Annotated in this window: 21 protein-coding genes; 12 read left to right on the plus strand and 9 right to left on the minus strand. The window is 62.7% G+C overall.

Annotated features, from left to right (window positions below):
- Positions 1-100: 100 nt before the first annotated feature.
- The gene (locus ACNKH3_RS05720; RefSeq protein ID WP_420208562.1) at positions 101-1,297 is read left to right on the plus strand and encodes a (Fe-S)-binding protein; all 1,197 of its coding nucleotides are present in this window, start codon (positions 101-103) and stop codon (positions 1,295-1,297) included.
- A 218-nt stretch (positions 1,298-1,515) separates the two neighbouring features.
- Here the strand turns inward: ACNKH3_RS05720 and ACNKH3_RS05725 are convergent, their stop codons facing one another.
- The 5 genes from ACNKH3_RS05725 to ACNKH3_RS05745 form a co-directional block, all read right to left on the minus strand.
- Complete coding sequence (locus ACNKH3_RS05725) at positions 1,516-2,370, minus strand: sugar phosphate nucleotidyltransferase (RefSeq protein ID WP_420208563.1); 855 nt, start codon at positions 2,368-2,370, stop codon at positions 1,516-1,518.
- Between the two features lies 1 nt (position 2,371).
- A complete protein-coding gene (locus ACNKH3_RS05730; protein ID WP_420208564.1) occupies positions 2,372-2,998 on the minus strand; it encodes a precorrin-8X methylmutase in 627 nt (208 codons plus the stop codon).
- A gap of 34 nt (positions 2,999-3,032) precedes the next feature.
- The gene (locus ACNKH3_RS05735) at positions 3,033-4,811 is read right to left on the minus strand and encodes an ABC transporter ATP-binding protein (protein WP_417917132.1); all 1,779 of its coding nucleotides are present in this window, start codon (positions 4,809-4,811) and stop codon (positions 3,033-3,035) included.
- Positions 4,812-4,949: 138 nt separating this feature from the next.
- Positions 4,950-6,809: a DUF4105 domain-containing protein gene (locus tag ACNKH3_RS05740; protein ID WP_420208565.1), complete on the minus strand. Its 1,860-nt coding sequence runs from the start codon at positions 6,807-6,809 to the stop codon at positions 4,950-4,952.
- 8 nt (positions 6,810-6,817) lie between these two features.
- Positions 6,818-7,192 (minus strand): YkgJ family cysteine cluster protein, encoded by a 375-nt coding sequence (locus ACNKH3_RS05745; RefSeq protein WP_417917134.1) that lies wholly within the window; start codon positions 7,190-7,192, stop codon positions 6,818-6,820.
- A gap of 174 nt (positions 7,193-7,366) precedes the next feature.
- On the opposite strand from ACNKH3_RS05745, the gene ACNKH3_RS05750 reads away from it, so the two are divergent.
- From ACNKH3_RS05750 to secA, 3 genes are all read left to right on the plus strand, one after another.
- Entirely contained in the window at positions 7,367-7,729 is a 363-nt protein-coding gene (locus ACNKH3_RS05750) for a hypothetical protein (protein ID WP_420208566.1), read from the plus strand.
- Positions 7,730-7,817: 88 nt separating this feature from the next.
- Positions 7,818-8,312: an N-acetyltransferase gene (locus ACNKH3_RS05755; protein WP_420208567.1), complete on the plus strand. Its 495-nt coding sequence runs from the start codon at positions 7,818-7,820 to the stop codon at positions 8,310-8,312.
- A 45-nt stretch (positions 8,313-8,357) separates the two neighbouring features.
- On the plus strand, positions 8,358-10,904 hold the full coding sequence (gene secA, locus ACNKH3_RS05760) for a preprotein translocase subunit SecA (protein WP_417916719.1): 2,547 nt from the start codon (positions 8,358-8,360) through the stop codon (positions 10,902-10,904).
- A gap of 81 nt (positions 10,905-10,985) precedes the next feature.
- Here the strand turns inward: secA and pal are convergent, their stop codons facing one another.
- Positions 10,986-11,690, minus strand: a complete 705-nt coding sequence (gene pal / locus ACNKH3_RS05765; RefSeq protein WP_417916718.1) for a peptidoglycan-associated lipoprotein Pal — start codon at positions 11,688-11,690, stop codon at positions 10,986-10,988.
- A 311-nt stretch (positions 11,691-12,001) separates the two neighbouring features.
- On the opposite strand from pal, the gene ACNKH3_RS05770 reads away from it, so the two are divergent.
- The 8 genes from ACNKH3_RS05770 to ACNKH3_RS05805 all read left to right on the plus strand — a co-directional run bounded on the left by ACNKH3_RS05770 (position 12,002) and on the right by ACNKH3_RS05805 (position 22,575).
- Positions 12,002-14,263, plus strand: coding sequence for an AAA family ATPase (locus ACNKH3_RS05770; RefSeq protein WP_420208568.1), 2,262 nt, complete (start codon positions 12,002-12,004; stop codon positions 14,261-14,263).
- Positions 14,264-14,294: 31 nt separating this feature from the next.
- Complete coding sequence (locus tag ACNKH3_RS05775; RefSeq protein WP_420208569.1) at positions 14,295-17,267, plus strand: MASE3 domain-containing protein; 2,973 nt, start codon at positions 14,295-14,297, stop codon at positions 17,265-17,267.
- Positions 17,264-17,764, plus strand: coding sequence for a hypothetical protein (locus ACNKH3_RS05780; RefSeq protein WP_417916442.1), 501 nt, complete (start codon positions 17,264-17,266; stop codon positions 17,762-17,764). The genes ACNKH3_RS05775 and ACNKH3_RS05780 overlap by 4 nt, the downstream gene beginning before the upstream one ends.
- Position 17,765: 1 nt before the next feature.
- Positions 17,766-18,641, plus strand: a complete 876-nt coding sequence (locus ACNKH3_RS05785; RefSeq protein ID WP_420208570.1) for a pYEATS domain-containing protein — start codon at positions 17,766-17,768, stop codon at positions 18,639-18,641.
- Positions 18,642-18,845: 204 nt separating this feature from the next.
- Positions 18,846-19,439, plus strand: a complete 594-nt coding sequence (locus ACNKH3_RS05790; RefSeq protein WP_417916440.1) for a hypothetical protein — start codon at positions 18,846-18,848, stop codon at positions 19,437-19,439.
- Entirely contained in the window at positions 19,439-20,455 is a 1,017-nt protein-coding gene (locus ACNKH3_RS05795; RefSeq protein ID WP_420208571.1) for a hypothetical protein, read from the plus strand. Before ACNKH3_RS05790 ends, ACNKH3_RS05795 begins: the two co-directional genes overlap by 1 nt.
- 18 nt (positions 20,456-20,473) lie before the next feature.
- Positions 20,474-21,871, plus strand: a complete 1,398-nt coding sequence (locus ACNKH3_RS05800) for a TolC family protein (protein ID WP_420208572.1) — start codon at positions 20,474-20,476, stop codon at positions 21,869-21,871.
- Positions 21,872-21,876: 5 nt separating this feature from the next.
- Entirely contained in the window at positions 21,877-22,575 is a 699-nt protein-coding gene (locus ACNKH3_RS05805; protein ID WP_420208573.1) for a VIT1/CCC1 transporter family protein, read from the plus strand.
- Positions 22,576-22,762: 187 nt separating this feature from the next.
- Here ACNKH3_RS05805 and ACNKH3_RS05810 read toward each other — a convergent pair whose 3' ends face one another.
- The 3 genes from ACNKH3_RS05810 to ACNKH3_RS05820 all read right to left on the minus strand — a co-directional run bounded on the left by ACNKH3_RS05810 (position 22,763) and on the right by ACNKH3_RS05820 (position 25,082).
- Positions 22,763-23,293, minus strand: coding sequence for a group I intron-associated PD-(D/E)XK endonuclease (locus ACNKH3_RS05810; RefSeq protein WP_417915823.1), 531 nt, complete (start codon positions 23,291-23,293; stop codon positions 22,763-22,765).
- Positions 23,294-23,413: 120 nt separating this feature from the next.
- On the minus strand, positions 23,414-23,866 hold the full coding sequence (locus tag ACNKH3_RS05815) for an acyl-CoA thioesterase (RefSeq protein ID WP_417915824.1): 453 nt from the start codon (positions 23,864-23,866) through the stop codon (positions 23,414-23,416).
- On the minus strand, positions 23,859-25,082 hold the full coding sequence (locus ACNKH3_RS05820) for a cofactor-independent phosphoglycerate mutase (RefSeq protein ID WP_417915825.1): 1,224 nt from the start codon (positions 25,080-25,082) through the stop codon (positions 23,859-23,861). Before ACNKH3_RS05820 ends, ACNKH3_RS05815 begins: the two co-directional genes overlap by 8 nt.
- Between the last annotated feature and the right edge of the window lie 218 nt (positions 25,083-25,300).

The raw sequence follows: 25,300 nt of genomic DNA on the forward strand, positions 1-25,300 counted from the left end.
TAATCAATTTTTTAAAGTAAAAATTTCGTCCAGCAGGAACGCCGGAGGCAGTTTGCGAATAGTTCTCGACAGCGGCGGGGCTTTTTGTTATTCAGGCGGAATGGAAACAGGAAACAGCAAGGAGACAGGCTGCGCCAAATGCGGGGCCTGCATGACAGTCTGTCCGGTCTTCCGGGCGGAAGGCCGCGAGTCGCTCACCGCCAGAGGCAGGCTGCACCTGCTGGCCGCGTGTTCGGGGCCGCCGACCGCCGCGCTGGCCGAGGTCTTCACCCGCTGCCTGCTCTGCGGGGCCTGCGAGCAGATCTGCCCGCGCCGCCTGCCGATCACCCGGCTGACCGCCGAGGCCCGCAGCCGTCTGCCGCCGCTGCTTGCGCCGGGCAGCCTGAGCAAGGCCGCCGCCTGCGCGGCGTTGGCCCGTCCGGTGCTGCTGGACAGTTTGGTGAGAATGGGAGTCAGGTTGAAGCGGCTGCCTTTCCTGCCGGAAAATTCCGGCCTGCGGCTGAAGCTGGCTTTGGCGGAGGAGTGCCTCATGCCAGATCTTCCGCCGCCGCCGGAAAGCGGGCCGCAACGTGGGGACGGATTTGCGTATTTTGTCGGCTGCTTCGCCCGGCATCTCCAGCCGTCCATCGCGGCGGCGACGCTGCGCCTGCTGGGCCGCTGCGGCCTGAGCGCGCAGATTCCCGCCCAGCAATGCTGCTGCGGGCTGGCGGCGTGGAGTTCGGGCAAAACAGAGCTGGCGCGGGAGCTGGCGCGGCGGAACATCACCGCCTTTGCCGGCAGCGGGCCGGTCATCACCTCCTGCGCCTCCTGCTCATCCCATTTGCTGGAGCTGCCGGAGCTGTTTGCGGAACACGATCCGTGGCGCGAAAAAGCGCGGAGCTTCACCGGGCGGATTCAAGAATTCACTGCATTTTTCAAGGAGCGGCTGCCGCCGGACAATGCGGACGGCCTGCGGGTCTTCTGGCATGACCCCTGCCATCTCCGCTTCCGGCAGGAGGGCATGGTCAGCCCGCGCCGTTTGCTGCGGAAGATGGGCTTCTCGCTGGCGGAGCCGGAAGACGGCCCCCGCTGCTGCGGCCAAGGCGGGCTGTTTCATCTCGCCTGCCCGGACACCGCCGAGAAAATCCTGCAACGCTGCATCAGCCAGACTTGTGCTGCCCGGCCCGGCTGCGTGACCACAACCTGCTCAGGCTGCCTGATGCAGCTCCAGCAGGGATTTTTTGTTCAAGGGAATAAAATTAGGGTTGCGCACCTGGCAGTTCTCTTGGAGGAGGGGGGCGGAGGAGTAAACTGCTGAACTGCCGATGGAGCAATCCGCAACCCAATCCGCTTTCTGCAAAAACCGTGCCAGAACGTGCGTGGCTGCTGACGCAGGGCATCTTTATCAAGCTGATTCAGATGGATGTCCCCTTGCTGACACGCTGCCGCAGGCTAAATGAGAATAGTTTTCATTACGCTCTATCTGGGTACTTTCTACCCTGCGGCCAGCACGAGGTGAGCAGTTCTTACTCAGCGTCAGGGCAGGACGATCTGGTCAGCCAGCTTCGCGCCGGGCGGTATCACCGCGTTTTCCCAGACAACACAGCGGGCGAGCTGCGCTCCTGCCCCGATCACCGCGCCGGGGCCGACCGCGCCCCAGTCCCTGAACACCGCCCCGTTTCCTGCCACAGCCTGACTACTTATTACCCACGAGGACGTTTTATCAGCCAGCAGACGGCGGTGGAGGTCGAGATAGTCTGCCGGGGTGCCGATGTCCTGCCAGAAGCTGCCGTCCACGCGGAGCAGGCCGACCTGCCCTGCCTCTGCCAGCCGGGCGTAGAGGTCGATAATATGGAAGAAGCCTGCCGCCGGAATCTGCCGGAGCACTTCGCGCTCAACGACATGAATGCCGGTGAAGGCGAGCAGGGTTTCGCCCGCTTCCGCTTGGCCGAAGCCGCAGACCCGGCTGCCGCGTGTCCGCACCGTGTTGAAGCGCGGGCAGTCGTGCAGGGCCATCGTCACTGCGTGACCGCCTGCGGCGTGGGCGACCAGCAGCGCAGGCAGGGCGATGTCATGATAAATGTCGCCGTTCATCACCAGCACCGGGCCGTCCTCGAACTGTGGCAGAGCCAGGCGCAGGCCGCCGCCGGTGCCGAGGATATCCTCCTCGCGCTGAAGGATAACCTCCGGCCTGCCGCGCACGGCGGCGGCGATCTGCTCCGCCAGATGACAGCCGTTGACCACGGTCTTCCGGCAGCCTGCCGCCGCCAGCTTGTCCAGCAGGATGTGCAGCAGCGGCACGTTGCAGACCGGAAAGAGCGGTTTGGGCCGGACTAAGGTGTAGGGGCGCAGCCGGGTGCCGAATCCGGCGGCCAAGAGCATGGCCTGCATCTCAGGCCAGCCGCAGCAGGGCGTTGACAGCGGCCACCGCCACCGGCGTGCCGCCTTTGCGGCCCAGCGCGGTGATGAAGGGATACGGCTTGCTGGCGAGAATCGCTTTCGACTCCGCCGCGTTGACAAAGCCCACCGGCACGCCGATGACCAAGTCCGGGGCGAACAGGCCGCGTTCCATAAGCTCCATGATCTTCAGCAGGGCGGTGGGCGCGTTGCCGATAACAGCGATGCCGATGTTCTCGCCAGCGGCCAGCTCCGCCGCCGCCTCGGAGCGGGTGATGCGCCGCGCCGCAGCCATCGCCGCAGCTTCCGCGTCCCCTGCCCGGCAGACCACCCTGCCGCCGAACCGCGCCAGCAGCTGCTTGGAGATGCCGCTGGCCGCCATGTTCACGTCCACGAGGATATTCCTGCCAGAGCGGACCGCCCGCAGCCCGGCTTCCACCGCGTCAGTGTGAAAACGCATGGTCTCGGCGAAGGAAAAGTCGCCGGTGGCGTGGATGCAGCGTCGCACCACGGCGAACTGCTCCGGGCTGAAGGCGGTCTGGCCCAGCTCGGCCTCAATGATGCGGAAGCTCTCGGCTTCGATCTCCAGCGGGTCAATGATCTGAATCTCAGGTGTGTTCATAAAGGAGTGTCCGGCAGGAGCGGGCCAAGGCTGTTCATGCAGCCAAAGCCGTTGAAAAATGGCTTCGTTCAGTCCCTCGCGCGCTGCCGATGAGGAACTGGGTGTAAGGATGCGCGGGCCGCTCCAGCACTGCTGAGGCTGGGCCGCATTCCACCAGCTCGCCCTTGAGGAGCACGCCGACGCGGTCGCTGACCTTGCGGGCCAAGGCGAGGTCGTGGGTGACAAAGAGCAGCGAGAGGCCCAGCTCGGTTTGCAGATGCAGCAGCAGTTTGAGCACCTTGGCCTGCACGCTGGGATCCAGCGCGCTGGTCGGCTCGTCAGCGATGAGCAGCGAAGGCCGCAGGATCAGGGCGCGGGCGATGCTCAGACGCTGAAGCGCGCCCATGTTGAGCTGGTGCGGATACTGCCGGAGAAAGGCATCGTCTTCCGGCAGATGCGCCTGCGTCAGCACCTCGTGCGCCCGCTCGATGTGAAGCACCTTGTTGGTGATGCCGTGGATTTTCAGCGGCTCGGTGAGGATGTCGAAAACAGTGAAGCGGTGGCTGAAGGATTCGGCGGGGTTCTGATAGACCACGCCGATGCGCCGGGCCAGCGATTTGTAGTCGCTGCGGATCCACTCGTCCATGTCCCTGCCGTCGAAGAGGCGGCTGCCGCTGTCCGGCTTCAGGCTGCCGGAGGCGATCATCGAGAGCGTGGACTTGCCCGACCCGGTCTCGCCGATCAGGGCGAAGACCTCGCCGGCGCGGACAGTCAGGTCAACAGGCCGCAGAGCCTGCATCTCCTTGTAGCTCTTGCTCACCCCGCGCAGCTCCAGCAGCTTGACGATGCCCCGGCGCAGGCAGCGCACCGTGTGCTCCTCCACCGCCTCTAACTGCGGCTGGCTGCTGGAGCATTCCGCCACAGCCTGAGTGCAGCGGTCGGCAAAAAGACAGCCGGGCGGGCGGAGCGAGGCCCCGTTGCGCTGTGCCAAAACCGCAGGCAGAGCGGCCAAATCAGCGCTGCGGCGCAGGGATTCGCCCCGGATGCCGCCAAGGTCTCTGGCGCGCTCCATGTCCGGGCAGGCGCGGCCCAAGGCCATGGTGTAAGGATGATGCGGCAGGGTGAGCAGCTTGGCCGCAGGCAGCTGCTCCATCAGCTGACCGGAGTAGAGGACGGCGGCCCGGTCAGCGGCCTGAACTGCGAACTCAAGGTCGTGGGTGATGAGCAGCACCGCCTTGCCCCGCGCCTTGGCCTCGCGGATGACCTCAGCCACCACCAGCTTGGTCGCCGCGTCTAAGTTGGAGGTTGGCTCGTCTAAAATCAGCACGTCCGGGTCAAGAACCAAGGCCATTGCCAGCATGACGCGCTGCACTTGGCCCCCGCTCAATTGGTGCGGATAGCGCTGCTGCTCCTGTTCAGACAGGCCGAGGCGGCTGAGGGCCTGCGCGGCAATCGCCAATGCCTCTGCGCGTTTGCTCGCTGTCCGACAGAGCAGCGGCTCGGCCACCTGCTCGATGACCGGATGCACCGGGTTGAGGTTGGCCGTGCCGTTCTGGAAGGCCATCGCCACCCGGAACCAGCGCAGGCGGCTCACTGCCGCCGGATCGGCGTAATCCACCGCCTCTCCGTTCAGCCTGATCTCGCCGCCGATGATTGCACCCTCCGGCAGCAGGCCAAGACAGGCCAAGGCCAAGGTGGATTTGCCGGAGCCGGACTCGCCGATCAAAGCGGTGCTGGTTCCGGGCGCAAGCTCCAAATCCACTTCGTCCAAGGCGTGGATCAGCGCGTGCTCGGTGCGGTAGATGACGGACAGCTTGCTGACGCTCAGGCTCATGCTGAAAGACTCCGGTCTGATTGATGAATGCCGCGCAGGCGGCTGAAAGGGCAGGGTACTGTACTACATTTTTTCAGCCCGGACAACGGGGCAGTTTCTTGAAACTGCAAGAACTTGGCCGCGTGCGCGCTCTCCAATTCACCAGAACCACTTCAGCTCGGCGGTCAGCGCCGTTCGTTCCGCCTGCTCCACGCTGATGCACAAGGCGGTCTGCGCGGACAGTCCGGCTTGCAGCTCCGCGCTGAGGAAGGGCTGAGCATCGCCTTCATAATTCACCGTTGCCAATCCAGCCAGCAGGCGGCCTTTGATCCCGCCGTTTCCAGCCAGCAGGCCAAGCTGCGGGCGCAGGCGGAGATACGGCTCCACGCTGTGCGCCGCCGCGTCAGTCATGGCATAGGCTGTCAGCTGCGGACTGATTTGCCAGGCCCAGCCGATGCCGAACTGCAACAGCGCATCATAACGGCCCTCATCCTCAGCCACGCCGCCGCGCAGCTGCCACGACCAAGGATTTTCCCCGTCCTCAGCCATGAAGTTCGTCTTGATCTTGCGGATGCGGATCAGATCCAGCTGCTCCAAGAACAGCGCGTCCTCCTTGCCGCCGAGACTGACTGAGGTGTCCAAAACCGCCAGTTCGTCGCCGGCCAGGCTGTTGCGGCCCAAGCTCTCCTGAATGAACGGCGCCCAGCGCAGACGCAGCTGCGCCTGCTGCCGCGCATCATACGCCGCGCCAAGGCTGACGAGCATGGGTTTGTCGCCAGCCGCAGGAGAGGGCAGGGCGGGCGGCTCCGCCAGCGGCCCGCTGCTGGGCGGCAGGAGGAAGCGGGCGGGCAGCAGGCGGTTTTTCATCGCCTTGGCCGCCGCGCTGGGTTCGGGCTGCTCGGCGGTCAGCCGGTAATTGGCATAGGCGAGCAGGCTGTCCGCAACTTCAGCCTGCCGCTCCGGCTTCAGTTCGGCCAAATGTTCTTGCAGGGAGTCCGGCCCCTGACGGATCACCGCCCGCGCCGCCGCCTGCTCCTCAGGACGGAGCAGGCTGAACTGATGCCGCATCCGCCGCTGCGCCGAAGGAATGAAGCGCACCGATTTGATCAGGCCGGGCTGGCCAGCGGCCCTGCGCTGGCGGTCAAGGTCTTCCAGCCGATGCAAGGTCTCCACCGGCGCATACCAGAACTTGGCCCGCTCCAGCAGCGGCTCGTCAAAGACCAGCTCCAGCAGCTCGGCCAGCCGGAAGGCGCAGTTCTTGTCGAGGAAATAGTAAGCAAACTTCTTGCCCAGCACCTCCCAGAGGTGCAGCACAAGCAGAGTGCGCTGCGCGTCCGTGAGCAGCAGCTCATAATCCCAGATGTCGCGGAACTCGGTGCGGGAATAGACCAGGTCCTGCGTATAGAAATAGCGGTCGGAGAAGCCTGCCTGATAGCCGCCGCCAAGGCCGCGCAGGATGTAGAGCGCGACCGGCTCGTCCTCCGGCACCAGCGCACCGTAGTTGACGGTCAGGTCAAACAGCCCGGCCTGATCGTCCTGCGCCTTGGTGTTGAGCTTGAGCAGCGAATGGCCGAAAACTGAGGCCGGATTGCCGAGATAGCCGCTGACAAGGAAGAGGCTGAACGACTGCGTTTTTTCCGGCAGCGACCAGCGGGCCAAGGCGCGGCACTGGGCAGGGACAGGCTGATAGTCCGGCAAGTGAAGCTGCTGGTTCAGCCAGAAATAGCGGGCGGGAAAGCGGCAGCGGGCATGGCTGTTCCCGTCTTCCGGCCACGGCGCGGCATAGGCGGCCAGCGTCGCCCGCAGCTCGGCCTCAGCATTTTGCCTGCCGTCAGAGGCAAGGAAGAAGTCCGGGCTGAGGATTTCGCTTTGTCCGGACTCGCGGTCAAAATGCAGCAGCTTCAGCCACGTTGGATGCCGGGCCAGCGGCGCGGGCGGCGGAGACAGCGCGGCGGCGGCAGGATGCGGGCTGAGCAGGCTGAGGAAAAAGAACAGCGCAATTTTTTTCGCCAAAAACATGCGCGGCCTCAGGCGGCTTTAGGAAAATCCTCCACGCCCCAGTCAGCCGGAGTCACCGGCTTCAGACCGTGCGCGGCCCGCGCCCGGTCGCAGTCCTCATTGACCGCGCCGTCCAGGAGCGAGGGCTGAAAGGCCCGGCAGACTGAGGAGCGGTGTTCATAAATCGCGCAGGCCACGCTCCTGCCGATCTCGCCAGTCAACGCGACGCAGCGCGGGTTCAGTCCGCGCGTGCCCTTCATCTGCACCCGGAAATCGTTTATTTTTTCAACAAGGTCATCCGGCACGCCGCCGGGCGTGCCGGATTCGGTCTCGCCCCAGTAAAAAGAGGCCCGGAAAAAGGCGCAGCAGGCACCGCAGCGCAGGCAAGGATTGCTGACAGGCATTATCGCAGTTGGCAGTTGAGTTCAAAGGAAAAAAGAAAGAGCCACGCTGCTGATTATACCGCGCCGAACAGCACTCCGCCGCCGCGTCAAGGGGAAAACCCCTTGCCCCCCTGCGGCGGAATTTGCTATAAAAGGCAGGCAGCAGCCGTTTCAGCCACCTTTTTCCCGATCCTCATGTCCCGCCGCAAGCACACAGCCCCGGAGCAGCAGCATGACACACGCGAGCCGTCCGGCCCGGTTTTCACCGTTCAGCTCGGCCTCAGCGGCATAGTCGGCATCGGCGTGGTTGTGTTCTGCCTTTTTCTGTGGATGTTCCTGCTCGGCATCTGGGCGGGACAGACCATTCTTTATCCGCCGCCGACCTCCAGCCCGCCTGCTGCCCCGTCTGTGTCCGCTGACCGTCCCCCTGAAATCCGCAGCGCGGCACCGGAGCCGGAACTGCGGCATCTGCCGGAGTCCGAGGAGGTGCTGCTCCTGCCGACGGAGCGGAAACGCCGGATAAGCCCGCCGGAGCCTGCCGGAATCAGGGCGGAATGATCTGCGGCCTTGACCAAACAGCGGCTGCGGGTTACTCTGCATGGTTTTCGCCTCAACCCATTCCTCATCCGCAACCTTCAGCCGAAAAATGCCGATCATGAACGGAGCCGCCAGTTGTTCCGCCGCCAGCCTCATCCGTCCGGCCCGCATGGGCGATGTCAAGCCGATCCACAGCCTGCTCCAGCAGTTCGCCAGCAAGGGGCTGCTGCTGGGCCGCTCCATCAGCTCGCTCTACGACGACCTGCGCGACTTTGTCGTTTATGACCAAGGCGGCGCTGTGCAGGGTGTCTGCGCCCTGCACATCTGCTGGGAAAATCTGGCCGAGATACGCTCGCTGGCTGTGGCCGAGAGCAGCCACAAGCAGGGCATTGGCCGCGCCTTGGTCAGCTCCTGTCTTCATGAGGCGAAGAGCTTGGAAATAGGCCGGGTCTTCACCCTGACCTACCAGGGCGGTTTTTTCCGCAAATTAGGCTTTGCGCCCATTGAAAAAAGCGAATTGCCGCATAAAATATGGAGCGACTGCATTCAGTGCCCCAAATTCCCGGACTGCGACGAAGAGGCGCTGATCTGGACCAACGACTAATCCTGGCGGCGCGGAGCTGAACAGCTCCGTCTGCGGAGAGCAAGCATGATAGGCAAAGCATTAACGAAGATATTCGGCAGCAAGAACGACCGCGAGATCAAAATCCTGCGAAAAACAGTGGAGCAGATCAACCGGCTGGAGCCGTCGGTGGAGCCGCTCACTGACAGCCAGCTGCGGGACAAGACCGCCGAGTTCAAGGAGCGCTGCGCAGGCGGCGAGACGCTGGACAGCTTGCTGCCGGAAGCCTTTGCCGTCTGCCGGGAAGGCGCGAAACGGGTGCTGGGCGAGCGGCATTATGATGTCCAGCTCATCGGCGGAATGGTCCTGCATCAGGGCAAAATAGCGGAGATGAAGACCGGCGAGGGCAAGACGCTGACCTCGACCGCCGCTGTCTATCTCAACGCCCTCAGCGGCAAAGGCGTGCATGTGGTCACGGTCAACGACTACCTTGCCCGCCGCGACGTGGAGTGGATGGGCCAGCTCTATCACTTTCTCGGCCTGAGCACCGGCGCGATTCTGCATGGCATGGACGACCGCGCCCGCCGCGAGGCATACGCCGCTGATGTCACCTACGGCACCAACAACGAGTTCGGCTTCGATTATCTGCGCGACAACATGAAGTTCGCCCTCAGCGACTACTGCCAGCGCGGCTTCAACTTCGCCATTGTCGATGAGGTGGACTCGATCCTGATTGACGAGGCCCGCACGCCGTTGATCATCTCCGGCCCGGCTGAGATGTCCACCGATCTCTACCATAAGGTGGACGCGGTCATGCCCCGCTTCCGCGAGGAGGAGCATTACACCAAGGACGAGAAGTCCCGCCAGGTGCTGCTCACCGATGAAGGCGTGATGCTGGCCGAAGAGCTGCTCGGCGTGGACAATCTTTACGATCCGCGCAACATCGGCTGGCTGCATCACGTCAATCAGGCCCTGAAAGCGCACGTCCTCTTCAAGAAGGATGTGGACTACATCGTCAAGAACGGCGAGGTGGTGATTGTTGATGAGTTCACAGGCCGGACGATGGAAGGCCGCCGCTGGTCGGACGGCCTGCATCAGGCAGTAGAGGCCAAGGAGGGCGTGAAGATTGAGAAGGAGAACCAGACGCTGGCCTCGATCACCTTCCAGAACTACTTCCGCATGTACAAGAAGCTGGCTGGCATGACCGGCACGGCGGACACCGAGGCGGCGGAGTTCAAGAAAATCTACAATCTCGACGTGGTGGTGATTCCGAGCAACCGGCCTGTGGTGCGCATCGACATGGCCGACGTGATTTACAAGAATCAGGCCGCCAAGTACCGCGCTGTTGTCCGGGAGATCAAGGAGCTGCATGAGAAAGGCCAGCCTGCCTTGGTCGGCACCATCTCCATCGACGTGTCCGAGCTGATTTCCGACATGCTGAAGAAGGAGGGCATCCCGCACGAGGTGCTCAACGCCAAACAGCACGACCGCGAGGCGGAGATCATCGCCCAAGCTGGCCAGCTGGGTAAGATCACCATCGCCACCAACATGGCCGGACGCGGCACCGACATCAAGCTCGGCGCAGGCGTGCGCGAGGCAGGCGGCCTGCACATCCTCGGCACCAGCCGCCACGAGTCCCGCCGGATCGACAACCAGCTGCGCGGACGCTCAGGCCGCCAGGGCGATCCCGGCTCCTCCCGCTTCTACCTCTCCCTTGAGGACGACCTGCTCCGCATCTTCGGCGGCGACCGCCTGACTTCGATCATGAACCGTTTGGGCATGGAGGAGGATGAGCCGATTGAGCACTCGATGATCTCCAAGGCCATTGAGAACGCCCAGCGCAAGGTCGAGGGCCACAACTTCGACATCCGCAAGCACCTGCTTGAGTACGACGACGTGATGAACAAGCAGCGCGAGGTGATCTACACCCAGCGCCGCGAAGTGCTGGAGCGCGAGGACATCTCCGACATCATCCGGGACATGGTCGGCGACCTTGCGGAGAGCTTGGTGGACAGCGTGGCCGAGGAGCGCAAACCCTCGGAGGACTGGGACTGGCTGCTCTTTGAGGAGAAGGCGGCGGAGCAGTTCAACATCCAGCCCGGCTGGCTGCCTGCGGAACGGCACGAAATCAGCCGCGACAAGCTGCGCGAGCTGCTGCTGGCCGCTGTCAGCCAGGCCTACCGCGAGCAGGAGGAGCGCAACGGCGTGGAGCAGATGCGCCATCTGGAGCGGATGATCCTCCTGCAAGTGGTGGACACGCTGTGGAAAGAGCATCTGCTCAACATGGATCATCTCAAAGAGGGCATCGGCCTGCGCGGCTACGGCCAGAAAAACCCGCTCGACGAGTACAAGAAGGAAGGCTTCGACATGTTCGCGGGCATGGTCGAGGCGGTCAAAGGGCAGACGATCAGCAATCTGATGTATGTCCGCATCGTCCAGCAGGACGACGTGGCCCGCATGGAGGAGGAGCAGCGGCGCAGGCGCGAGGAGGAGCTGGAGCGGATGCTGCTGGCCAACGCCGCCGAAGGCAGGCAGTCAGGGCGGCAGCAGGATGCGGAGAAGATCAACCGCAACGCGCCTTGCCCTTGCGGCTCCGGCAAGAAGTACAAGAAGTGCTGCGGCGCCTTGAGCTGAAGCGGCAGGGAACAATAAAAAAGGCCGCCTGTTTTCCACAGGCGGCCTTTTTTTATTGGGATGAAAGAAATTTGGGGCGGCTTACTCCAGCACGAAGTCGGAGCGGCGGTTCATCTCGTAGTCAGACTCCTCGGAGCCGACAAAGAGCGGACGCTCCTCGCCAAAAGACATGGTTCTGATCCGGCTGGCCGCAACGCCCAGATTGAGCAGATATTTTTTCGCGCTCACGGCCCGGCGCTCGCCCAGCGCCAAGTTGTACTCGCTGGTGCCGCGCTCGTCGCAGTTGCCTTCGATGACCACACGGGCCTGCGCATGTTTCTTCATGTATTGCGCGTTGGCTTCCATTTTGGCCACTTGGTCGGTGCGGACGCTGGACTGGTCGAAATTATAATAAATGGACTTCAGCTCCGGCGAGGAGCGGCCATTTTTCCGCTTGTAGGCGGCGCTTTTGTCGGCAGTGAAGCCGGGGGCTTTCTCCGCCGGGCCGCCGCCCGCGCTCAGGGCCTCCACCACTGGAGCGGCTTCCGGCGAATTGTAGATGTCGGCGGCGGAACCAGGCGCCGAAGGCAGGTTGTCCAAGGCGGAGTAGTTTTCGCCAGCGTCCACGCCGTAGGACGGCTCAGCGGCAGCGTCATCAGTCGTCAGGCCGGAGTCAGCGTCATAAAAGGTGCTGCCGCCCGCCTTCTGCTTGGGGTACGGCTCCACCGGCTTGGGGCCGCAGGCGGTCAAGGTGAGAGCGAAGATCATGCAGGCGCAGAGCGCCATGCGGCTGGCATGGGTGTTCATGACAATTCCTCAAGCGAATTTGATCAAATTTTTAAAAAAGGGAAGGGACTGAGAACAGCGGGCATGAAAATACTGTATTTTACGTTGTTCCGTTCCCATCGTCAAGGACAAACCTCCTTCAGACAGCGAGGAAAGCCTGCTGCCGCATTTGTCCCGTCTTTTCCGGCAGAACTGCAAGAAAACGCAGGACGCTTCCAAGAATAGCTGTTGACAGACATTTCTTTTCCGCTGTAAATGATCTGTGAAGCCTGAGCCGCCCTGCGGCGGCATTCCGGGACAGCCGCCCTTTATTTTCCTGACCTGAACCGCCGATGCAGACCGCCTCCGACAGCGCAAAGATACTTTTTCTTGGCTCCAATGTCAAAATCACCAACATGCCGGTCAAAGAGGTCAGCCTGCTGGAGGAGGGCAGCCTGCCCGCCTACGGCTACAATCCCGGCGACAACATCGTCCTGCTCGCCGGGCCGGTGACGATTGAGCACGGGCGGCTGGAGCAGTGCCTGACGTGGCTTTCCGCCTATCTCGCCGGCTCGGAGCTGCATCCGAAGATCAACACCCTGTCCTACGGGGCGGAGCGGCAGGTCTACCAGCTTTTCCGCAAGCGGCGGAGCGGCAAGGACGGACGCGCCGAGGGCTGGTTCATGACCAAGCAGATCCTGCCTGCCGAGGAGCGCGGCGCGGCGGCCCCGCTCTTCACCTTCAGCGGGCACGAGTACGCAGTTGCCGGCGGCAACACCGGCATGGTCTTGATTGACGACTCCGGGATGCCGCCGCAGATCTGCGACGAGATGAGCGAGCTGAATCCCGGCATGTGGTGCGTGGCTTTGGGCATTTCTGTCGCCCACTGGCAGCATTGGGCCAAGCTGCTCGGCGAGCGCTTCACCCTCTTCTGCCGCCTCTCCGACTTGGAAACCACCCGGATGGAGATGGACTCCTCGGTGAATTGGGAAACCATTGTCGCCATGTGCCTGCGCGCCCTGCGCACCCCGGAGGTCGGCCTCTGGGACAGCGTGCGGCACCGCTTCCTTTGCGGGGTCATTATCGAGATGTTCCCGCACGCCATCCTCTATGTCGGTCCGGAGGCTGTCTATTTTCGCTGCCGCAAGGGCAGCCTGCCGGAAAAAAGCTCCTCGCGCAAACGCGGCTCTGTGCCCTGCTACGACACCATGGTCACGGCCATGCTGACCTTGAAGGCACTGCGCTCAAATGGCCTTGATTTTTCCCGCCGCGCCTTCTACGATTTCTCCAAGCAGGTGCTCTGCAACTGGCAGCGGCTGAACGAGCATGGCTATCATTTTGACGACGGGCTGCGCCTGCCGGTGCTGGACTGCTCCTCAGCCTGCCTCAGCGGCCTGCCCTGTTCCTGCGCCGAGAGCTTGAACATTGACCCGACCTTTATTGAGCTGCCGTATTTCACCCCGGAGTTTGAGGAGAATTTGGAACATGCCGCCGGACAGGCTTGGGGCGAGAAAAAGAAAAAGGCTCTGCGTTCGCTCTTCCGGCATCAGTACGACTATCCGTATCCAAGAAACGAGGACGCGCCGCTCAATTACATCGACATCATCATGTCGGTGCTGCACTGCCTGAAAGAAGAGGTGAACCGGGACACCGGCTTTGACAATCTGCCGATCTTCCGGCTCGGCCATCTTCGCACCACCGATCCGGCGGAGATTGACCCGGTGCTGACCCTGCATCAGGTGATGGATTCCTATGTTTCCAAGGAGTCGGTGCTGCGTCCGCTCTGCATCGGCGTGTTCGGCCCGCCCGGCTCCGGCAAGTCCTTTGCGGTCAAGCAGGTGGCCAACGAGATCGCCCGGCATTATGAGAGCAGCCCCTTTGTGTTTTTTGAATTCAACCTGACCCAGTTCGCCAGCCCGGACGAGATCAACGCCGCCATCGACCCCATCCGCGCCTCGGTGGCGCAGGGCAAGGTGCCCATTGCCTTCTGGGACGAGTTCGATTGCCGCTATGACGGCCACGAGTTCGGCTACCTCCGCTATTTTCTTCCGGCGATGCAGGACGGCGTGACCTACGTGCAGGGCATTCCGTATCATATAGGCCGGGCAATCTTCGTCTTCGCGGGCGGGGTCAAGGCGAGCTGGGAGGGCATGGAGCGGCTGCTCACGCCGAAAAAGCCAAAGGATCTGCAACTGATCAAAACCTTGAAAATCCCGGACTTCATGAGCCGCCTGCGGGTGGTTTTGGACATTGACGGCATCGAGGTGCCAGAGTATCTGCTCAAGGATTCAGCCAGTGCAAAGGAGCTGGAGGAGCTGCGGCGCATCCTGCTCAAGCGGGCCTTCATCATCGCCCACCAGATGCACACCCACTGGAAGAGCGCGGCCCGCAAGACCTCCGGCCTGCTCCTCCGCCTGCTGCTGGCGGATTACAAATTCGGCGCCCGCTCCATCGAGGCGGTGATTGAAGCCAGCCGCGCCGCCGACCGTCTGGTGTACGGCCTGCCGGAGCTGATTGCGCCGTCCGCCGCCCGCATTCACGCCGAATGGCGGGTGGATTTGGAGCGGAAGATTGATCAGTTCCGCAAGGCGAAAGGGCTGCGGGCGGTCTGGTAGGCGGCTGCCGCCCCGCCTTCCTTTCAGGAACATGGACACCAGAGCGAAGATCATAAACGGAAGCCGTTTTTCCCTGCCCTGCATCGCCCTGCTGTGCATCGCGCTGGGCCTGCACCTGATCAGCCTCTGCAACTACCTGCTTTTCCATACCCTGTCGGAGTTCTTCAGCGTCATCATCGCCTGCGCGATTTTTATTTTCGCGTGGAACACCCGGCACATCCAGAGCAATCATTTTTTTCTTTTCCTCGGCATGGCCTATCTCTTCATCGGCCTGCTCGACCTCCTGCACTGCCTGACCTGCGCGGGCATGGGCATTTTTCCGCCAGCCCTGGCCGCATCCGGGGCCTCGGAGCAGCTCTGGCTGGCGGCCCGGAGCATGGAAAGCTGCTCCCTGCTGCTGGCCTTCTGCTTCATCCGCCGGAAATGCAGCGTCGGCTGGACCATGGCCGCCTGTCTGCTGATTTCCTGCCTGCTGCTGCTTCTGATTTTCATCTGCCCGGTTTTTCCGGCCTGCGAGACGGAAAGCGGCAGACTGACGGAGTTCAAGCGGCAAGGCGAATATTTTGTCGCCGTGCTGCTCGCCTGCTCGCTGCCGCTTCTGCACTGGCATCGCGCCAGCTTTGACCGCGAGGTGCTGCGTCTGATGCAGGCCGCCGTGCTGCTGGCCATCGCGGCGGAGCTGGCTCAGACCTTTCACGCCAGCCGCCTGAGCTTGGCCAGCTTTGCCAGCCATCTCTTCCGTATTTTTTCCTGTTACGCCATCTACCGGGCGGTGATCGCCACCGGTCTGACCCAGCCTTACAACACCCTCTTTCGCGAGCTGAACGCGCACAAAGACGAGCTGGAGGAAAAAGTGCGCCAGCGCACCGCCGCCCTTCAGCAGAGCCGGGACAGTTTGCAGGCGGAGATGGCCGGACGGCTGCGGACGGAAAAAGAGCTGCTCTGGGAGCTGGCCGTCAACCGGACGCTGGCTCAGGCCGCTGACGCGCTGATCTCCCGCTCCCTGCCGGTCCGTGAGGTGGAAAAGCTGGTGGGCCGGGCGGCAAGGGAGCTGATCGGCTGCGAATACGGCATGGCCAAGGCCGCGCAGGAGACAGGGGCGGAAGAGGAAGGGAGCTTGGGACAGCTGACGGAAATGCCTTGGGACAGCGTTCTCAACACCAGGCAGAGTTTTTACACCAACACGCTGTCCGCTCCGGCGCAGGCGGTCCGAATGCAGCCGGAGCATCTGCCGTACCGCAATTATCTGCATGTTCCGGCGGTGATTGAAGGACGGGCCGTGGGCCGCATCGCTCTGGCGAACAAGGAGGGAGATTTCGCTGAGGCGGATTTGGCGGCGGCGGAGCGGCTGGCCGCTGTCTTCGCCTTGGCCGTGCAGCGCAGGCAGACTGAGGACTCCCTCAGCCGGAGCGAGCGCAAGTACCGCAGCCTGTTCAATGACGCGCCGGACATGATCCACATTCTCAGCCAAGAGAAAAAAATTGTGGACGCGAATCCGGCGGAGCTGCTGGCTTTGGGCTGCCTCAAGGAGGAGCTGGTCGGCACGCCGCTGTTAGACATTGTCCATCCTGAGTTCCGCCGCAAAACCGCCCAGGCGCTGGAGCAGATTTTCACTTTCGGTCGCTCCATGCAGCAGCATGAGACCGCACTGATCACCCGCAGCGGCGGCCAGGTGGATGTCGAGGTCAGCGCGGTGCCTCTGCTGGAGAACGGCAGGGTGGTCTCGGTGCGGGCGATCATGCGCGACATCACCGGGCGGAAAAAGGAGGAGCAGGAGCGCAAGAAGCTGGAGGCCCAGCTCCGGCAGTCGCGGAAGATGGAGGCCATCGGCACGCTGGCTGGCGGCATCGCCCATGATTTCAACAACATTCTCGGCCCGATCCTCGGCTACGCCGAAATGGCGCTGGACGCTCTGCCTGAAGGCAGCAGCATCGCCCCGTGGCTGAACGAGGTGCTGCGGGCCGGAGGCCGGGCCAAGGAGCTGGTGCGGCAGATTTTGGCCATCAGCCGCAAGTGCGAGCAGGAATTGCAGCCGCTGCGCATTCAGCCGGTGATCAAGGAGACGCTCAAGCTGCTGCGCTCCTCGCTGCCCGCGACCATTGAAATCCGGCAGCGGCTCGATCCGGCCTGCGGGACCGTGCTGGCCGATCCGACCCGGATTCATCAGGTGGTGATGAACCTCTGCACCAACGCCTATCACGCGATGCGTGAAACCGGCGGCCTGCTGGAGGTCTTCCTGCGGCAGACCGAGCTGGCTGCGGAGACCATTCCGGGCAGGCTGCGGCTGCCGCCCGGCTCCTATCTTCAGCTTGAGGTGCGCGACTCCGGCCCCGGCATCCCGGAAGAGCTGCTGGAGAAAATTTTCGAGCCGTATTTCACCACCAGGGATAAAGGCGAGGGCACGGGGCTGGGGCTGGCCTTGGTGCAGAGCATCGCTCTTGACTTTGGCGGCGATGTCGCCGTGGTCAGCGAGCCGGGCTGCGGCGCGGCCTTCTCGGTGTATCTGCCGGTGATCAAAGCGGCGCAGGAAAAGGGGCCATGCGCCGCCGCCGCGCCTTTGCCTGGCGGCTGCGAGCGGCTGCTGGTGGTGGACGACGATGTCAACATCGCCGAGCTGGCCATGAACATGCTGGTCAGTCTTGGCTATCAGGTCACGGTCCGGACCAGCAGTCCGGACGCGCTGGCCCTGTTTGCGGCGGAGCCGGAGAGCTTTGATCTGGTGCTGACCGACATGACCATGCCGCAGATGACCGGCGCCGAGCTGGCCGCCAGGCTGCTCGCGCTGCGGCCTGGCCTGCCGGTGCTGCTCTGCACTGGATTCAGCGAGCTGATGGACGAGCAGAAGGCTGCCTTTCTCGGCATCCGCGCCCTGCTGATGAAGCCTTTCAGCAAGACCGAGCTGGCCTGCGCGGTGCGGGCAGCTCTGAACGGGGAAAAAAAATTGGCGGCGGCCTGCGCCGGGCCGCCGCCAGAGCCTGCGCCAAGCAGGGGAGGAGCAGAATGAACTGGTTCCGATGGACTGCGACCGCGCTGCTGGCCGCCGTTCCTGCCGCCGCTGCGGCTTCAGGGAGCAGGCCGGCTGCGGCCCCCGCCTTCATAGTGGTTTATGACGCGCCTTTTCACCGGGTGGCTTTGACTGAAGACCTGCGGCTGACCGAGACCAAGGCGGAGGCGGAGCACGACAATCCGGTGTCCGCCGCGCCCTCCCGCACAGTGACGAAGGAGCGGAGCGTCAGCATTTCGCCGGAGCAGGCGGCGGAGCTGCTGCGCCGCATCCGGGAAAACGGCTTTCACGAGCTGAAGGACGCATACGGAGCAGGGCCGCAGGAGCGCAGCTATGCCACTCGCATCGTTGTGCAGGAGGCTGGCGGCGCGGCAAAGCAGGTGGTCTGCCGCAGCAGCCCGGCGGCTGAAGAGTGCCCGGCAGCCTTTTTCAAGGTTGAACAAAAGATCATCGAATTCGCGCGCAAGGCGGTTCAAATTCAAAAAGAAGGAGAATGACATGAAGAGGACGCATTGGATGCTGGCGGCGGTTTCTCTGCTGCTTTTTTTCGGTCTGGCCGCCGCTGACTGGGCTGCGGCGCAGGGCCGCTGGCGGCAGGAGGCGGAGCGCGATGTTGAGGAGGAAGGCTGGCGGGCCGCCCACAGCGCCGAGCTGACTGAGCAGGAAGCCGGTCGCGGCGAGGTCGCGCCGGGCATTTCCATTTTTGCCGGGCGCGGCACAATGGAAATGATGCGGCTGCACGACTGGGCCAACGCGCTGATTCAGCAGGCGGCTGAGGCGGCAGGGAGCAGCCGCTTCAGTCAGGAGGAGCAGTTTCAGACCATGCGCTTCACCGTGCGCACGGTGCGGGAGCTGCTGCGCGGCCCGCGTTCCGGCAGCGGAACGCTCGATCTGAACGGTCTGAAATTCAAGGCCGGAGTGCTGGAGCGCAGAGGCCGCTTCGGACGGCTGTTTGTTCCCTATGTGGCTCTGCGGAGCGCAGCGGCGCAGAAAGACTGGCGGCGGCAGGACAGCGTTCCTTGGCAGCAGGCGCCGCCGTCCTCCGCCGCGCCGCAGCAGCAGGAGCAGTTTTTCCCGGATGCCTCGGCTGATCCGCTGAACGCCTTCAGGCTGACCAACACCGCCCGCCAGATCAGCGGCGACCGCTGGGAGTGGACCGCCTTTATTGACGGGCCTGCGCCCTTTCTGCGCCGGATCAGCTCTGTCACCTATCACCTGCATTCCACGTTCAATCCCAGCAGGCGGCAGGGCGACAGCTCCCGTCTTGGCCATCCGCTGACAGCCGTCGGCTGGGGTGTCTTTCTGCTGCGGGCCGATGTGACGCTGGATGACGGCACGCGGCGCAGCTATGAGCATACGCTGCAATTTCAATGAGCGCGGCGGCGGAAAAAATTGACAGCGGGCTGGATTGGCTTTATACTTAATTTTTCCAGATTGCATTGACCTCTCCTGAAAAAGGAGGTGATTGCTAAACAACAAACTGCATCTTGGATGCTGAAAGGAAAAGCAGCGCAGCAGCTGGCATGTTTGCCGCATAAAAATAAATCCCACAGGATCAACTAAGGGCAGGAGGCTGCCATGAAAGCGTCAAAATTTATTCTTGTTTTTCTTTTCCTTCTTCTTGCCGCCGCGCCGCAGGGCTTTGCCCAAGACCGGCGCAGCGCGCAGGACACAGTGGAGCGCGGCGGCTGGCAGGTCGCCTACGGCGCGGAGCTGCGGGGCCGGGAAGCCGAGGCAGGCGAGGTCGCGCCCGGAGTTTTGCTGCACAACCGGGATGCGGCTCGTGACTGGGCCAGATACTTGGTTGACGAGGCGGTGCGGCAGGCGGAAGGCCGTTACGGCGCGTCAGCCCTGTACAGTTTTGGCCGGTCCGAACGGCGCGACGCAGGCAGAATGCTCTTGGAGACAGTCAGTAGTTTTCTCCGCAGCCGCAGCGGCGGCGAGAGCAGAATGGAGCGGGGGCCGGTGACGTTCAAAGCTGGAGTGATGGTCTATGTGGATCCTTCCAGAGGCCGGGAGCGTTTTGTTCCCTATGCGGGCATCAGGATGCGGCGCGACTTTGACCGCCGTCCTGACCATCGGCCTGATTACAGACGCGACGGCTACGAGCGGCGGCCTGAGATAGAGTTCGACCGTCGTCCGCCCCGGCCTGACTACGGCCGAGGGTATTGATGACTCTCTCCGGCAGCGGCTCAGACGCTGCCGGTCTTTTTTTGCCGTCCGGCATTTCCTCCTTCACTGTGGCCTCCATGAAAATCCTTCTTTGCCTGATCCTCTGCCTCAGCGCGGCAGCATCTGGCCTTGCCGCCCAGCCTAAGCCGATTCCTTATTATTTCATCGCCGTGCATAACGAGCCGTTCAATCACCAGCAGAACAAATTTTTCACGGATGAATCCTATGGCATTCTCACGAAGATGATTGCCAAGGCTGATGCGTATAACATCAAGCTGACCATCATGCTTGCTCCGCATTGGGCGGATTATCTTTTATCAGACAAAGATCGGGCTGCCGCGTTGGAACGCTGGAAAAAAAGCAGGCATGAAATCGCCGGCCATCATCACAGCGTCGGCCATGGCAATTGGGACGGCTATTCCGCCCTGTCGCGGCAGGAGGCCGAGGCATGGCGGGCTAAGGCAGGCGGGCATGATTTTCAAGCGGTGTACGGTTCTGAAACCTATTACGGCACATTGACTGACTTCACCGCCAAATTGCGGCGGCTCAATCCTGAAATCAAATCCGGCTGCATGAATGATGAAGGATTCAAAAATGCTCTGCCCGACGCGATCATCTATGACACCTGCTCCGGTTTCGCCAATTACGGCGAGCTAGGTCGGCAGGAAGTGGATATTCAGCCGGAAAAAGGCCGGAACGAGTATGTTTCCGTCGGCACGGTCAACGGTATTGAGCGGAAATGGCTGACCCATCATTTCATGGCCAAGGCCGCGCCCGCCATGCAGGTTTTCAGCTCAATGCGCTCCGGCGTGTACGGCACTGTCAATCACAGCTCGCCGCATGAAGTGCAGGAGTTTTCCGATTATCTCGATTTCCTCCACCGCGCTGACCCGCAGGGCGCAAAAAGCAGAACGCTGGCCCAGATTATTGAGCAAAAGCTGCTGCCGGAGAAAACGTTGGCCGCCAATGTCGTGAACGACGGCCCAGCCCCTCCTGCGGCGGCGCCGCGCAATTAACGTATCAGGAGCAAAATTATGAACAAACGGATCACTCTGACCGGACTGGCCTTTTGTCTGGCTGTCGTCCCGGCGTGGGGAAAAGACGATGCGAAACCGCAGGCAGATGCGGACAAGACCGCCGTCTCGCCCGCATCTGCCGCTGAAAGCAAGGCCAAGATTTTGGATTTGCAGGCTGCCCAGCGGCTGGCCCTGAAGGGCAATCCGGGCATCGGCGCGGCGCAGGCCCGGATCGAGCAGGCCAAGGCGAAAATCAAGCAGGCGATTGCCAGCCAGCAGCCCAGCCTTGACGCAGCCGCCAATGTCGGCGCGCAGAGCAACAAGGACGGCGACATCAACGAAAACAGCTCGGTCGGCCTGCAAGGCTCGTGGCTCATGTTTGACGGCCATGCCCGCAAATTCCAGCAGGAGCAGGCCGAACAGGGCGAAAAGGTCTCGGCGGCAGCCAAGCGCAACAGCCAGCGGCTGCTTGTCGCTGCTGTGGCTGACGCGTTCTACAACGCCCAATTAGCCAGAACCTCGATTGACATCGCCACGGCAGATCAGGAATTCTACGAACAGCAGCTTAAGGACGCGCAGCACCGCTTTGATGCCGGAGCCAGTTCCTGGGGTGATGTGCTCAATATTCGGGTGCAGGTGAACACGGCCAAAAATAGCCTGATCAACGCCAAGCGGCAGTATGAGGCGGCCCGCTACGGCCTGGCCGCCCTGCTTGCAGTGGTGGAGGCTGCCGCTCTGCCGGAGCTAGCCGCGCTGGAGCAGAACTTTGTTCCTTCCGAGGAGGAGTCGGCGGCCGACACTGAGGCCATGATCCGCGAGGCTCTGAAAAACCGCCCGGACATGAAGCGGCTGGCATGGCAGATCAAGGCCGCCGAGGCAGGCATCAACGCGGCTGAGGCGCAGAGCGCGCCCAAGGTGCGGCTTTCAGGACAGGCCGGGCTGGTCAGCCAGGAGGAACTGCTGCCGGAGGATTTCGGCGCGTCGCTGGCCTTAGGCCTGACGTGGAATCTTTACTCTGGCGGAGCGGTCGAGGCGGCGGCACTGGAGGCCCGGCAGGGCAAGCGGGAGGCGGCCTACAGCCGCGCCGACCTGAGCAACAGCATCGCGGCGGAGATCCGCCAGGATGCCGCCCTGCTGACCGCTGCGGCCAAGCAGGTGCGCCTCCAACAGGAGAGCGTCGAATTAGTGAAGGAGAACCGCAAGCTGGCTAAAAATGAATACGAGGCCGGAGCCGCCTCGTTGACCCGTCTCAACGAGGCCCAGCGCGACCTCACCGCCACCTACGGGCGGCTGGCGCAGGCGGTGGCAGGCTACCATCAGGCCCGTCATCAGCTCCTCTCAGCTGCGGGCAAAAATCTGGAGCCGTTCGCCGACCTGCTCGACGCGAAGGTGCAGGAACCGAAGGCAGGAAAATAATTCAGATGAGCGGCACACATCACTCCGAACATCACCGAATCCACCGCTCCGGCTGGCTGCGGGCGGCGGTTCTCGGCGCGAATGACGGCATCGTCTCCACAGCCAGCCTGCTGGTGGGCATCGCCGCCGCTGGTGCGGACAGCGCGCAAATCCTTTTGGCGGGTGTCGCCGGACTGACTGCCGGAGCCATGTCCATGGCCGCTGGCGAGTATGTTTCAGTAAAATCGCAGGAAGACACGGAACGCGCCGACCTTCAGATGGAAGCTCATGCGCTGGAGCACAACCATGAGGCGGAGCACAGGGAGCTGGCCGCCATCTATCGGGAGCGCGGCTTGGATGCGGAGCTGGCGGAAGAGGTGGCGCGGCAGCTCATGCGCCACAACGCGCTGGAGGCCCATGCGCGGGATGAAATCGGCATCACCGCCGAACTGAGCGCCCAGCCGCTGCAAGCCGCGTTCTGGTCAGCCGCCGCCTTCACGCTGGGCGGCGCGTTTCCTGTGGCGGCGGCGGCGACGGCTCCGGCAGCGGCCCTGCTCTGGCTGATACCCAGCTTGGCGATTGCCCTACTGGCCGCGCTGGGCGCGACAGCGGCTGTTGCGGGCGGGGCCTCGCCGCTGCGCGGGGCAGTGCGGGTCTGCTTCTGGGGCACCTTGGCCATGGGTCTGACCGCCGCTGTGGGCAGGCTGTTCGGGGTGGCCGTGTAGCAACAGGCAATAAAAAAGGAGGCTGAACAATGTTCAGCCTCCTGAATGCTCGTGGTAGCGGGGACCGGATTTGAACCGATGACCTTCGGGTTATGCGTACCACTTCGGCTTTCGCCGCCTGAACTGCTTCAGTTTGTGGTCTGGACTTTCCCTTCACCCTCAGCTTGAACTGTTAGGGTGCCTCCCATCAAGTCTCTACACCTTCCTTCTGACGAAGGCTTGGCTCGGGATTACCAGTGCCAAAGGCTTCCCCGACTTTGAGAGGCGATCGCATGTACGTTTCCCTACATGCAGCCCATTGCAAAATTGACTCCCACCTGTCACGGTGGACGGCAGAACGCGGCTTGCGCTGCCGTTTGTCAGCTTCAACCAGATGTATTTCACTGGCGTAGCTGAGGAACACCTCTACTGGAAAAACATAGAACAGTTCGGCCTCTGGAAGGTACACAAGCGCGAAGTCAAAATCTGACTGCTTATAGCTCTCTCGAACCATAACTCTGCGGTTTGTCTTCGTCCGACGAGTGTCCGCGACATAATTGCCCCGTTTCTCGTCAAACCACGCAGACTTCACTTGAACTTTTACAAAAACCCCTTCCACGTCAAAGACCATATCATACGGAAGCCGGTCTCCAACAGGTTTTAAAACTGCCCAGCCACGCTTCAAAGCCTGAAGCACAGCCGCCTGTTCAGCGATGTCGCCCTTGAGCTTAGTGTCCACGCTGTTCTGTCAATCTTGCGGAATTGAGCCCGACGAGCTACCAGACTGCTCCACCCCGCGTCACATGGCGGACACTATACCTTCCTCCGGCTGCCCTGTCAAGAGGGAAAATGATAGGTCTCAACTTTTCTCCGGCGGACGGACGCGGCTGATCTGCGCCATGACGCTGTCCGGGAAAGGCATCAGCCTGCCTTGGCGGTCGATGCAGGCGTGCTTGGTGAAGCCCTTGACTAACAGCAGCTCCTTGCCGCCGCGCTGGCAGCTGATCCGGTAGTGGAAGCGGAGGGTGAAGAGGGTCAGCTCATTCAGACTGACAGCGATGGTGAGCAGATCATCATAGCGGCCCGACGCTTTATAGCGCAAATAGCACTCCGTCACCGGCAGGATGATCCCCTCCTGCTCCATCGCGCTGTAGGGCAGGCCGTGGCCGCGCATCATCTCGGTGCGGCCCATCTCCATGAAGCGGAGATAATTGGCGTTGTAGATGATGCCGCCTGCGTCGGTGTCGCCATAGATCACCCGACAGTCCATGCGGAAGACCGGCTCAATCAGCTCCATGCTCAGGTCAGCCATGCCGCCGCTCCTGCTGGACAAGGCGGGCGAAGAAGACCGCGCCGCTGTCCAGCAGCTCGGCCACGCCCTTGATGTTCGCCTCGGTGTAGCTCAGGCCGGACTGCTTACCAGTCCCCCGCGAGTCGTAGATGAAGATCGGCACCGGCCAGTCCTCGTGGGTGCGGCGGGCAATCGGGGTGTAGTGATCCATCGCCACGACGAGACGATACGGCCCGCCGCGCCGGTTCATCTCTGCCGCTATCGGGGCGACGATCTTGCTGTCAAAGTCTTCGATGGCCTGCACCTTGTCCTTGGGCGATCCCTGATGTCCAGCCTCATCCGGGGCCTCAATATGCACGACAACAAAGTCCTGCGTCTCCAAAGCCTTCAGGGCCGCATCCGCCTTGCCTTGATAGTTGGTGTCGAGATAGCCGGTCGCGCCCGGCACCTGCACCACCTCCAGCCCGGCGCAGACACCGATGCCTTTAAGCAAGTCCACGGCGGAGATCAGGCTGCCGGTCAGGCACCAGCGCGTTTGCAGCGTCTCCATCTGCGGCCTGCCGCCCTCGCCCCAGAGCCAGATGCCGTTGGCGGGCTTCTTGCCTGCGGCAATGCGCTGCTGGTTCACTGGGTGTTCGGCCAGCACAGCGCGGGCGCAGCGCAGCAGCTTGGCCAAATGCTCGGCGGCAAGCTGCTGCTGATAGAACTCTGTCACGTCCTTGTCCATCCAGTCGTGCGGCGGCACCGTGCGCAGCCCCTGCGGCACTGCGCCATGATGCATGAGCAGGTGGCGGTAGCTCACTCCCGCATGGAGCTGGAGCCGCGCCGTTCCGCAGGCATCCTGAATGGCCGCGATCAGCTCCGCCGCCTCAGCGGTGCTGATGTGGCCCGCGCTGTAGTCGATCATGGTCAGCTGGTCGTCCGGCCCGTATTCGACCGTGACCAAGTTGCAGCGGAAGGCCGCCCCGTCCGCCGGAATGGCGATGCCCATGCTCGCGGCCTCCAGCGGGGCGCGGCCTGTGTAGCATTTGTCCGGCTCGTAGCCGAGCAGGGAGAGGTTGGCCACGTCGCTGCCCGGCGGATAGCCCGGCGGCACGGTGCGCACCAACAGCGGCTCGGCCAAGGCGCAGAGCCGGTCAACTGTCGGCTTGCAGGCCGCTTCGAGCGGAGTTTTGTTGCCCAGCGCGGGAACAGGCGTGTCGCCCATGCCGTCGCCGATGAGGATGATATGTTTCATGGTGTCTGACAAAGAAGATTGAAGAGATTGAAGCTGCTCACCCGGATGTCCCGCTGCGAAGCGCTGCCATCGCCGCTCCTTCTTGGTTAATTGGCTGAGATGACCGCGAAACCCACAGCCGTCCATCCTAAAACGGCGCGGCGCCGCTGTCAAGACATTCTTTGCCGCTTTGAGAAGGATCCTCCGCCTCAGGCGGCAAGGCGCCTTGCTGGAAAACA

This window comes from Candidatus Electronema sp. JC, assembly GCF_048287365.2.
Lineage (GTDB): Bacteria > Desulfobacterota > Desulfobulbia > Desulfobulbales > Desulfobulbaceae > Electronema.